The sequence below is a fragment of the Chryseobacterium cheonjiense genome, assembly GCF_012927265.1.
Classification (GTDB): domain Bacteria; phylum Bacteroidota; class Bacteroidia; order Flavobacteriales; family Weeksellaceae; genus Chryseobacterium; species Chryseobacterium cheonjiense.
Genome location: NZ_JABBGF010000003.1, coordinates 13,515 through 24,667, shown reverse-complemented (window position 1 = coordinate 24,667; position 11,153 = coordinate 13,515). Strand labels below are relative to the sequence as shown.

General features: G+C 36.7%; 10 protein-coding genes. 3 read left to right on the top strand and 7 right to left on the bottom strand.

All coding sequences use genetic code 11. The annotated features are described in order from the left end of the window. Positions 1–306: 306 nt before the first annotated feature. Positions 307–1,746: a hypothetical protein gene (locus HHL20_RS14980; protein ID WP_169232011.1), complete on the bottom strand. Its 1,440-nt coding sequence runs from the start codon at positions 1,744–1,746 to the stop codon at positions 307–309. A gap of 528 nt (positions 1,747–2,274) precedes the next feature. On the opposite strand from HHL20_RS14980, the gene HHL20_RS14975 reads away from it, so the two are divergent. From HHL20_RS14975 to HHL20_RS14965, 3 genes are all read left to right on the top strand, one after another. After that, the gene (locus HHL20_RS14975; RefSeq protein WP_169232010.1) at positions 2,275–2,442 is read left to right on the top strand and encodes a hypothetical protein; all 168 of its coding nucleotides are present in this window, start codon (positions 2,275–2,277) and stop codon (positions 2,440–2,442) included. Positions 2,443–2,681: 239 nt separating this feature from the next. After that, positions 2,682–3,926 (top strand): site-specific integrase, encoded by a 1,245-nt coding sequence (locus tag HHL20_RS14970; RefSeq protein ID WP_169232009.1) that lies wholly within the window; start codon positions 2,682–2,684, stop codon positions 3,924–3,926. A 101-nt stretch (positions 3,927–4,027) separates the two neighbouring features. Then, positions 4,028–4,225 (top strand): KTSC domain-containing protein, encoded by a 198-nt coding sequence (locus HHL20_RS14965; protein WP_169232008.1) that lies wholly within the window; start codon positions 4,028–4,030, stop codon positions 4,223–4,225. Between the two features lie 48 nt (positions 4,226–4,273). Here HHL20_RS14965 and HHL20_RS14960 read toward each other — a convergent pair whose 3' ends face one another. From HHL20_RS14960 to HHL20_RS14935, 6 genes are all read right to left on the bottom strand, one after another. Further along, positions 4,274–6,139 carry a GEVED domain-containing protein gene (locus tag HHL20_RS14960; protein WP_169232007.1) on the bottom strand — a complete coding sequence of 622 codons (1,866 nt, stop codon included), beginning with the start codon at positions 6,137–6,139 and terminating at the stop codon, positions 4,274–4,276. A 289-nt stretch (positions 6,140–6,428) separates the two neighbouring features. After that, positions 6,429–7,889, bottom strand: coding sequence for an IMP dehydrogenase (gene guaB / locus HHL20_RS14955; RefSeq protein WP_169232006.1), 1,461 nt, complete (start codon positions 7,887–7,889; stop codon positions 6,429–6,431). Positions 7,890–8,055: 166 nt separating this feature from the next. Next, positions 8,056–8,556 (bottom strand): DUF4252 domain-containing protein, encoded by a 501-nt coding sequence (locus HHL20_RS14950; RefSeq protein WP_169232005.1) that lies wholly within the window; start codon positions 8,554–8,556, stop codon positions 8,056–8,058. Positions 8,557–8,567: 11 nt separating this feature from the next. Then, positions 8,568–9,833, bottom strand: a complete 1,266-nt coding sequence (locus HHL20_RS14945) for a DUF4252 domain-containing protein (protein WP_169232004.1) — start codon at positions 9,831–9,833, stop codon at positions 8,568–8,570. Positions 9,834–9,896: 63 nt separating this feature from the next. Next, entirely contained in the window at positions 9,897–10,568 is a 672-nt protein-coding gene (locus tag HHL20_RS14940) for a hypothetical protein (RefSeq protein WP_169232003.1), read from the bottom strand. Continuing rightward, entirely contained in the window at positions 10,543–11,052 is a 510-nt protein-coding gene (locus tag HHL20_RS14935) for an RNA polymerase sigma factor (protein WP_169232002.1), read from the bottom strand. The genes HHL20_RS14940 and HHL20_RS14935 overlap by 26 nt, the downstream gene beginning before the upstream one ends. Positions 11,053–11,153: the final 101 nt, after the last annotated feature.

The window sequence follows — 11,153 nt, the reverse complement described above, 5'->3', positions numbered from 1 at the left end:
ATACTGATTAGCTCTATCTTTTACAAAGACTTATAGCTATTCAAAACTTAAAGTTTGCAAAATTACTCGCCCCAAGATTATTCTCATGCTGGAAAAATTTCCGGCTTTGTTCAGGATAAAAATTGAAAAAGAAAACGCCTTTAGATTTTCTGAATTGATGGTTTCAAAGATAATTCTGAATAAATAATAAAAACCTTTCACTTATTATGAAAGGTTTTTACAAGATTTTTTTCATCAATTGAATTCCGTATTTAAATGGAACTTCGCTGGTTGTAAAATGATCAACTCAGGATATTGGGAGTTATATTAATTTTTAGTTAATTTTAAAAATAACTTATCACTTCCCCCGCTGATACCTATTTCAGACGCTATTACAATATCTGCTTCTATTTGAAAAGATCTTATTTTTGCCTGAGTTTTGTCTACCAGAATAAATGTAGTATTCGCACCTTCTGTATTATTTTGACTACCAAAATCGTAAATATCTGTCCACACATTTTGTATAAGATTTGTATCTTTAAAAGAAGACGTTCCGGAACTTCCTGTGCCCCAATAAGAATAAGCCAGAGCAACTTGATTGCTCCCATAATTCTGTCTCACTTGTAAACGCTGGTTTGCTGTAGTTCCATTATATCTTACACAGAACTGACCTCCGTCAAAACAAGTAATAGACGAATTAGGCGTAGTAGTATTAATATCATAACCAGCCGAAGTTGTTTCACCAGAATCCGTTTCCTGAGTTCCGATATTTTGTGTTGTACATGCAGATCCTGTATAAAATGGTATCAATATATTATTAATGGTAATGTTGGAAGTAGTCGGCGAACTTACAATAGGGATACCCGTTACAGAAAAATAAAGAAATCCAGATAATGACAGTGTTCCTGGTAACAGCTTAAAAGTAAGACCGTTATTAGTGATGGTTGTGCCTCCATTGTACTTGCCGCCATTACCATTACTATATGGAAGTGCTAATGTACCATTATAGGAAACCCCGGCAGTGTATATAGCAGGTGATAAGAACGCTTTTGCGCAGTCAATTTGTTGTACATTTGGATTTATAAGCGTTTCATTCTCCAAACTTCTCCATTCCGTTCCGTTCCAAAATACAAAACCTTTATAAGTTAGCGCTCCTGCTCCCGTATTATACACCATTAATCCTGTAACCGGAGAAGGAATGGTAACCACATCTATGGAGCCTGTAAGTGCAACCCTCGGAATCAACATTCCTTTATTGGACGCATTCACCTCCAATGCTGCACTGGCATCCGGGATACTGGTACCTATGCCCACAGATCCGTTATCTCTGGCCACAAAATCAGTCCCTGCTGTTCTGGCTGTTCCGTCCGATTTAGTTCCCAGTTTTACTATTGAAGTAGCTGTGTCATTGATCCAGGCATCATTTGTTGTATCTCCTGCAGAAGCCCCGTCTATTATTTTCTGCCATGCCGTACCATCAAAAAAGTAATAGCCTTCTGAAATAATGTTTGCTGTTTTGGTACTTGGTGAAGTTGCTGCTGCGGTTGCATAAACGATGGCTCCTTTTTGTGCATTTCCGTATTGGGCATCACCTGCCTGAAGCTGGTCGCCTGTTAACCTCGGAGCAATTAAACCCTCCGGTTTGCTGCCGTCTGTGGTCTTAGCCGTGATATCCAGAGTTGCTTTAGGGAAATTATTATTAATCCCTACTTGTGCTTTTATATCTAGGCTGATTAGTAAAACAGCCATTGTAATAATATATTTCATTTTTAATTATGTAGTTAATTTGATAAGGTAATATTGAATCAGTTGCTGAAGATTTTCAGCAATATTTTCTTATTAAGAATTCAGCTGTAAATATCTTATAAGGTGGAGGCCGGCTAAAACCACATATCGTAATTTTTTGTTTTCGGAAAGAATAATTTGTTTTAAAAAGAAGCTTTTTCTTAATATCGGCTGTCCTGAAAAATATCCTGAAAGCTGAACCCATCATTTTCTGTAGAGACTGTGCTGGAGAAAAATGGTCCAAAATACCTATTGATAAAGTACTTCCCGGAACTCTAAAGCCAGAGCTGTTTTCAGGGATTTTTTTATAGCAGCTGCTAATAATAATTCTATGATTGAAGGCCGAATGTCTATTTGAAGATTTGGAAGGAAACACTTTGGCAAAAATTTTTGTTTTCTTTTTACTTAATGCTTTCTTCCTGTTTTGAAAGGCTGATTTTGAGACTGAAATACAAGCCGATGAATCAATATACAGGTAACTGCCTTTTGAAATAAAAATATCTGAATCTGATGAGAAATTATTTTGTGAATATAGCATTCCGGTTAGGAAAAGACCCAACAAGAAAAGCAGCCTTGCGCAGAAACGCAGGAATGCTCGGAGCCGTAATATATTCATCATCAGTGCTTTCATTGTGGATTTTAAAAAGTAGTCCACACCAGACTACTTTTCAGGATTAATGATATGTAAATCAAACTTGAAAATAAATTTGATACGAAACAGAAGTAATCATTCTGAAGATTTTAGAACGAACTTATCTTATCTACAGATATGTGCGCTTACGCAAGTATTTAATAAACAATCATTTATTTCTTTAGGATTGTAATATTTTTTTTATCTTTGCCTTAGAAAAGTAGTCTGGTGTGGACTTCTTTTTTTTATGTTAATTTGTGTAAAAATAAACACATAAATTAACACTATGGAAATTCAATTTTTTTTGCCTCAAAGGGGAGAAACAAATGACATTTACTTAAACATTTCTGACAAAAACACTAATACCAATCTTCGTTTCAGAACCTTTTTAAAAATCAATGAAGACCATTGGGACCTTGCAGCACAAAGACCTAAAAATATCTACCTGAAAACAAATAAAATAATAAATGCAAAGCTGGATATTATACGGTTAAGTATTATTGAGCTGTATAAAAGCAAAAAGAAACCTATATCAACACGTACCGTTTCACGACTTATTAAAAACATTAGTCTGGAGAAGAATTACAGTTATCCACCAGACTCTTTTTTAGGTTTTATACAACAATATATTGCTTCCCGAAAACCTCTGATATGCAAGTCTACTTACAAACGCTATATGGTTTTTTTCCGGTTTTTGGAGAGATTCCAGGGATATGTCAGCAAGAAACTTATGATCAATGATATCAATCACGAATTTGTACATGGATTTATTGACTTCGGAAAAAAAGAAGATTACAGCGAAAACACGATCTATCGGAGTATTCACTTTGTAAAAACAATTCTTAATTATGCTGAAAGGAAAGGCATCAGGACATTTGTCAGGGAGTTGGAAATCCGCCGGGAAGGGCAGCGCCGGGAAATGATCACCATCTCAGAGAATGAATTGCAAAGCATTAAAAACTGTGATGTTCCGGATCAGCTTATGGCTGCTAAAAAGTGGCTGTTGATAAGTTGTTATACGGGTCAAAGAATTTCAGATTTTATGCAGTTTACCAGCGAAAAGCTGATTGAAATTAAAGGAATCGTATGTATTTCTTTTATGCAGAAGAAGACACATAAAGAAATAACTTTACCTCTGCATCCCGCGGTTATGGAAATAGTCCGTAAAAACGGAGGCGAATTTCCTGAATCTATAGAATCCTCTCTCTATAATGCACAGATAAGAGAAATTGCAAGACTCGCAGGACTGCGCTATCAGATCAGGGCTAAAAAAAGAATTGGCTATAGAGTAAAAACGGTTTTGACAGAAAAATGGGAAACGCTTACCAGCCATATCGGCAGGCGAAGTTTTGCCACTAATTTTTATGGAAAGATTCCCACCCCATTGCTCATGGATGCAACCGGACATTCTACTGAGCAAATGTTCTTAAAATATATTAACCGCATGGATAATAATAAAATTGTCTCTCTAAGCAGCTATTTTAACCAAACCTACGAAATAAGCGGTGGATTAATTTCGGTAGCAGGATAGTTAAAAGATTATTTTAGAGAGAAATAGGTAATGATTATAGCATGATTAATGTTTAGAATAAATTTCATTGCTAAAGGAACATTTTTTGTTCGTTATTTTGCATGCCGTCATCAGTAGTCAATAAATACCTGTATTTTCCTGAGACTGAGATTTTAAGAATAATCTATCAGTCAGGAGCTGTGTACGACTACCTTCAGGTACCCTCTGAAATATTTGATCGTTTTAAAACGGTTCAATCCAAAGGAAGATTTTTAAATTATGTAATCAAGCCAAAATTTAAATATAAAAAAGTAAAATAAAAAAAGCCTCTGCTAGATACAGAGGCTAATATTATTGTTAATTATCATTTATTTAATAATCAGTTTAGCAGATTTTGAATCTTTCCCATTAGAAACCTGAACCATATATACTCCTTTTTCAAGATTATGTTTTACTCTGTAAGTACTGTTGCTTTCTTTTATTAAAGACGGCGTTGCAACTAACCTCCCTGACATATCGGTAATAGAAACTTTAAGATTTTTATCATTTTTAGTTTTAATGAAAATACCATCTTCTGCAGTACTTGGATTAGGATAAATTGTAAAATCATCTTCTGCCGTTACTTCATTCGTTGCTAAGGTATTCAGCAATCTAACCGTGTAATCTTCAGCCTGTCCCCAGACTAACTGCCCACAGGGTGTAATGTTTGAATTCTGGTAATCTACAATAACTCTCATTCTCAAAGGTGTATTTAAGACTGCTGTAGCAGGAGGAGTAAATGTTGTATTAGAAATACCGATAAGAGTAGCAGGATCAGCAGAAATATTATCCTGTGAAGCTATTAATTCCGACGCTTCAAAAGTACCGTTGTTGTTATAATCAATCCACGTCCTCATAGAGTACCCGGAATCGGTTACATTTACCTGAAGGTTTTGAGGCTGCCCTACTTGCAAATCAGTAGATGTTGCTTTAAGACAACTTGCTATAGTATAGTCTTCATAATAATTAGGTGTAAACGCCCAAAGACCTGAAGACGCATTATTGATAGCACCAAGCTTTACTAAAGTTGGTCCTACGAGATAGTTATTAGTCGCTGCGTTGGTTAAACCACTTGGGGAACAAGCTGCAACAGGAGTTCCTATGGAAGGTGCAGCTGCAGGGAGGGTTGCACCAAGTGAAGTACTTAATGCCCCCCTAAGTGCAAAAAAGTAAAGTGCAGCTCTATCATGTTGCCCGTCTGTAAATTTGAACGCCGTAGGATTTGTATAGTTCATCATATTGTATTGAACACCTTGGTAATTTGTTCCGGTACAATAATTCATATCACTATTTGTAGGAGCTGGAAAATCATTCAATAAGCTTCTCGACCATTCGGTGTCACAAACACCATCATCGTCTACAGTACAGTCGTTGGAAGACTGGCTAGGACAATAACTTGTAGATGTTGTTCCTGCCGGAGGGTTTGAGTTGGCACCATCAAAAGTATGCAGCAATCCCATACTATGACCAAATTCATGAGCCAGGGTAATATCATCCTGCAGAGTAACAGCAAAGGATTTCATGAAAGATTCGAATGAAGAATCAGGGTTTGTTGGAAGACCTGCCCAACCCATAATTCCGTACTGCCCGCCTCCATCAACTTTATTAATAATATAAATATTAAAATAAGAAGATTCCGGCCAATGGGGAGCAATTGCTTTAACCTGTGCCGTAGTAACACCTGTAGTGGTGGCCTTTCTTACACCGTTTGTATCGTACCCGGTAATAGTTCCGCCGTTGTATCTTATGATACCGGTAGTTGCATTACAGTTGGGATCTCTTTTTGCCAGCACTAGTTTTATAGGCATAATAGCAGCGCTACCGAAATCGGCAGGAACCCCCTGTGACCACTGGTATGTTCCTGCATACATTTGATTACAGTTATCCAGCCATGCCTGGATCTGAGCGTCTGTCTTGTTATAAGCAGAGCCAAGAGCAGAACCGGTAGGCACAATTACATGAACAACTACAGGAATCTCATAAACTCCATTTACGGTTTTAAAAGCAGTACCCTGTTTTCCGGAATTTTGCTGCCTGATTTGATTACGGATCTTATTGCGAATTATATCGCCAATTTCCTTGTTTTCTTTGCTAAATTGTTTTTGAGTATCATCGAAACCACATACCCAGTGTCTCTGTTGAGCATATAAGCTTACGCCAAGCCAACATAAACCTAATAAAATTATTTTTTTCATCACATATCTTTTTCGCTGCAAATTTAATATTTTATTATTATAAAGTCAATAAATAAAACATATTAACAAATAATTAATTAATAATCACTAAATTAATTAACAAATGTTAAATCAAATGATTTTTTTCTTTAAAAACCTGCTTCTTATTAAATTTATTGCAAAAAGAAAGGTTACAATAAAATTATTTCTTAGCAATTTTATCGGATCATAGTTGAGTTTCACCTCATCTTATAAAAATAAAAAGCCATACAGAATTGCATGGCTTTATAATATGATTAAATTATTTATTTTAAAGTGAATAATTCGGAGCTTCCTGAGTGATGATCACATCGTGAGGATGGGATTCTTTCAATCCGCTTCCTGTGATCATTACCATTTTGGTTTCCGTTTGCAGCGCTTCAATATCTTTCGCACCGCAGTAGCCCATTCCGGCTCTTAACCCTCCTGTTAACTGGAAAATGACATCTTCAAGTTTACCTTTGCTCGGAACTCTTCCTTCAATTCCTTCCGGAACGAATTTTTTAGCTTCACTCTGGAAATATCTTTCCTTTCCGCCTCTTTTCATAGCAGAAAGACTTCCCATTCCCTGATAGGTCTTAAATTTTCTTCCCTGGAAGATAATTTCTTCACCCGGTGCTTCATCGGTTCCTGCTAAAAGAGATCCTAACATTACAGCTCCCGCTCCGCTCGCGATGGCTTTTACAATATCCCCGGAAAGTTTAATTCCACCATCTGCAATTACTGCAACATTTTTGGTTTTTGCATATTCGTAAACATTGTATATAGCAGATAACTGAGGAACACCGACACCTGCAACCACTCTTGTCGTACAGATAGAACCAGGGCCTACTCCTACTTTCAGAACATTTGCCCCAGCTTTGATCAAATCCTCAGCTGCTTCAGCAGTTACGATATTTCCGCCCACAATATCAAGATCCGGATATGCTTTTCTGATTTCCGAAATTTTATCCAGAACCCCTTTAGAATGACCGTGTGCAGAATCGATACCGATGATATCAACTCCTGCCTTAACTAGCGCTTCAATTCTTTCCAGCGTATCTTCGCCGACACCCACACCTGCTCCAACGATTAACCTGCCGTTCTGATCTTTGTTAGCATTAGGATATTCAAGTTGATTATCGATATCTTTAATGGTAATTAAACCTACAAGCTTATTCTCAGCATCAACAATAGGAAGTTTTTCCACTCTGTTTTTAAGAAGGATCTCTTTGGCTTTTTCGAGATTGGTATTTTTATCGGAGGTGATCAGATTGTTTTTTGTCATAATCTCCTCTACTTTCATATCAAGATTTTCCTGATATTTTACATCTCTGTTGGTAATGATGCCTATTAATGTGTTTTCGGCATCTACCACAGGAAGTCCGGAGATTTTATATTTGGCCATTGTATCTTTAGCCTGAGCAAGGGTATGATCTTTTGAAAGCGTAACAGGATCGGAGATCATTCCGTTTTCGGAACGCTTTACACGGTTTACCTGCGCAGCCTGTTCGGCAATCGTCATATTCTTATGAATAAAACCTAACCCGCCAACTCTCGCCAAAGCAATAGCCAATTCTGCTTCTGTAACAGTATCCATTGCCGCAGAAACGATAGGAACATTCAGCGTAATTTTGTCGGTAAGTCTTGATTTTAATGAAACCTGATTAGGTAAAACTTCTGAATAAGAAGGAACTAGAAGCACGTCATCGAAAGTGATGGCTGTCTCTACAATTTTGTTATGAATAGACATCTTTACTTTCTTGCAAAATTAAGGTATTTTGATGAATTACGAAAATCGATTTTCATAGTTTAAATAAAACTTAATAATCAATAACTTAAATTAAAAAACCACTCCGTTTTAAACGAAATGGTTTTCTGCAAAATAAAAATTTAGTATATGATTTGAATATGAATGCTTATTTATCTGTAGCCGAAGAAATCATCCTTGAGATGTCATCTGCCGTAAAGTTCCCTTTTATATCTACAAAAACCAGCTCTTTATCCGAGTTTACGGTGATCATCATATTTTTAATGGCATCACCTTTTTGCTTTACCCGAATATTGACATTATCCCCATCGTGTCTTATGGTTGCCCATTCTTCATAGTTATTGTTGTTTAGGTAACTCGCAAAATCTTTAAGCATATTGCGGTCACCATTTTCAACGGTCAGCACTTTTATTTTTGAAACCTTTTTCACTATTCTGATAAGTTCTTCATCTTCACCGTCTTCTCTTAACGCTTTTTTGATATAAGGCTTAGCCAAAAACAACGGAACATTGATGCTTACGAATTTAGCTCCCTTAAAATCGCGTCCCGATTCTGAAAAATACGCAATATTGGGTTTTTCTGAAACTACACAGGATTGCGTGATGAACATTAAGGATAGGATCAGAAAAATGCTTTTTATTATTTTCATGGCTTTTGGTTTTAATTAATTGGTTTTAAGCTTCCGCCTGACATTTTGCTGATATTTGCCTCTACTCTCGGATTTCCTTTGTATTTAATACTTCCACCCGAAGATGCCGTTGCCTTTAAACGGTCTACTGCATAGCCGTTAACCATTCCACCCGATGTTGCCTCAGCCTCAAGATCATTAACCTGAAACTTTTCGGAATTGCAAACCGCACCACTGCTTACATCTATAGTTCCTGTATTAACTCTTCCGTTGAGGTTTGCCAATGCACCGCTTGATGCTTTAATATTAGCCTGCTTCGAGTTAATGGTAGAATTGATAACAGCTCCGGAACTCAGCTCCACTTTAGCATTATCAGAAATATTAAAGTTTCCGTTCACTACAGATCCCGATGAAAGATCAACCGAAACCGTATTCTCATTAATTGTATTGACGGCATTAAATATAGCTCCGGAAGAGGTTTTAATATTGTCTATTCTTGGTGAAGAAACATTTACGCTGATATTTTTGAACTTTAAATTTTTCTGTCCTTTGTTATCAACATATACTTTCAGGACACCGTTATCAACTTTTGTCACGATATACTGAAGTTTGTCTGCATCGGCAATTACCTTTACCGTCGTAGGGCTTTCCTGTTTGAAGTTTACGATCACACCTGTACTTACATGAACTCCCGAAAATTCTCCTACATTTCTGGACTCCCCGTTGAGATAAGAAGAGGTATCCTGGGAAACAAAACTGTTTTTGGTATTGGTAACAGGGTTTGTTTTGGTTTCGGTAGAGTTGATGATTTTATTGATGTCATTCATAGAAAGCTTGCCATCCAATTTTATCAGGATGCTTTCTTCGCCTCCGCTGTCTATGCTCAATAGCAGATCATCCAGAATTCCATTTTTCTCTTCAGCAGACAGAAATTTAATTTTTGCCCCATTGCTGTTCATCGTCATGATCTCACTGTAATTGAGATTGCTTAAATACGATTTGATATCCCTGTTGATCTGCGCCAGCTTTTGTCCGGTCATAGAACTTGCATCCTGAGGTTTTTCAGCGATGAAAACTTTTAATCCGTTTATTTTTGACAATAAAGGTTTGATCTGATCAAGTTCGGCATCTCCCAAGTCCAGATTGCTGAGCATTCCGAACATCGGTTTTGCGATTTTAATAGAGGTTACACCTTCCACCTCCTGATATTTGTCAAAAAGCTGGTCTAGTTTATCCTGCCCGTACACATTAAAAAACTGTGAGAAGGCAAATGCGAATATGATGAATATTTTTTTCATGAGTCAATTTTATTTTTTTGATTATTATTGCCTGATCAGGAGCATAATCTTTTTAAGGGTTAATTAATAATCGTCGTCAACGACTGTTGGTTTTGCTAATTTTTCACTGACGTTATTTGCAAATATCTGGAATGAATACTTAGTCACGTTAATGGCTTCTTCCACATTTTCAATTCTTTTTCCGTTTACGATAACGTAAGAATCTTTGTAGCCTGTGGAATCTTTTGCCGCTTTACGATAAGAGGAATTATGAACATATCTCGGCTTTCTTTCTTTTTTAAGCCTTCCTCTTTTCGGCAATATTTCATCTAAATAATCTTTTTCTGCGATTGTATTTTCCTGAAATACCGAATCATTTTTTATACCGGCAACAGAATCCGACACTTGGTTTATTGCGACCTGAGCCTGCTGCTCGCTATTTTCTTCGATGAAATTATTTTTCTGTTGTTTAATCTGATTTTCAACCATCTGAGCCTGATCTTCAATACTCTGGTGATTATAATTAAAAATAAATCCTGCAGTTAAAAGCACTACTGCGCTTGCCGCCATCCAGAACCATTTTGGAAAAGCCGGTTTATTTTTGCTGTCGATCGGGATAACGGGAGCCTGATCTTCTTTTACCTCATCCTTACCTTCCGCTTTCTTCAGGAAATCCTTAAAGTCCCACTCCATCTTTTCTTCCTTTAAATGTTGGAAGATCTCATCGTATTTATCTTGAAATTTGTCTTTGCTCATAGCTCATCAATTGTGAAATTTGTTCTTTTACTTTCTGTCTTGCCCTCATAAGATTTACTCTTACTGCGTTTTCTTCCATTTCCAGCATTTCTGCTATTTCCGAAACTTCATATTCTTCAACATCTTTCAAATGGATAACCATCTTTTGTTTTTCTGGAAGCTGATTAATGAAACCGATAATGTGTTCCTTCAGATTATTCACTTCCATGCTGTAAAGTTCTGACCGGTGAAGCTGCATATCGGCAAACCCCATTTTTACATCATGATGCTTCAGCCTATTCAGGCATTCGTTCCGGACCGCCTTCAATGCGTAGGATTTTAAGTTCCCGAACTGCTCCAGCTCATCTTTCTTCTGCCAGAACCTGATCATCAGGTCCTGCACTACATCTTCCGCCTCATCACTGCTCATGACGAATCTTTTCGCAAAGCGATACATCTCATTTTTGAGAACGAATACCGTACTTCTGAAAGTTTCTTGGGTCATAAGTTTTGTTTCTATAAGTAAGACAGTCAGATTTTACATTTTATTACATCAAAAAGAAAAAAAATTTCAGGTAATCATTTTTTCGGAAAAAAACTGATTAC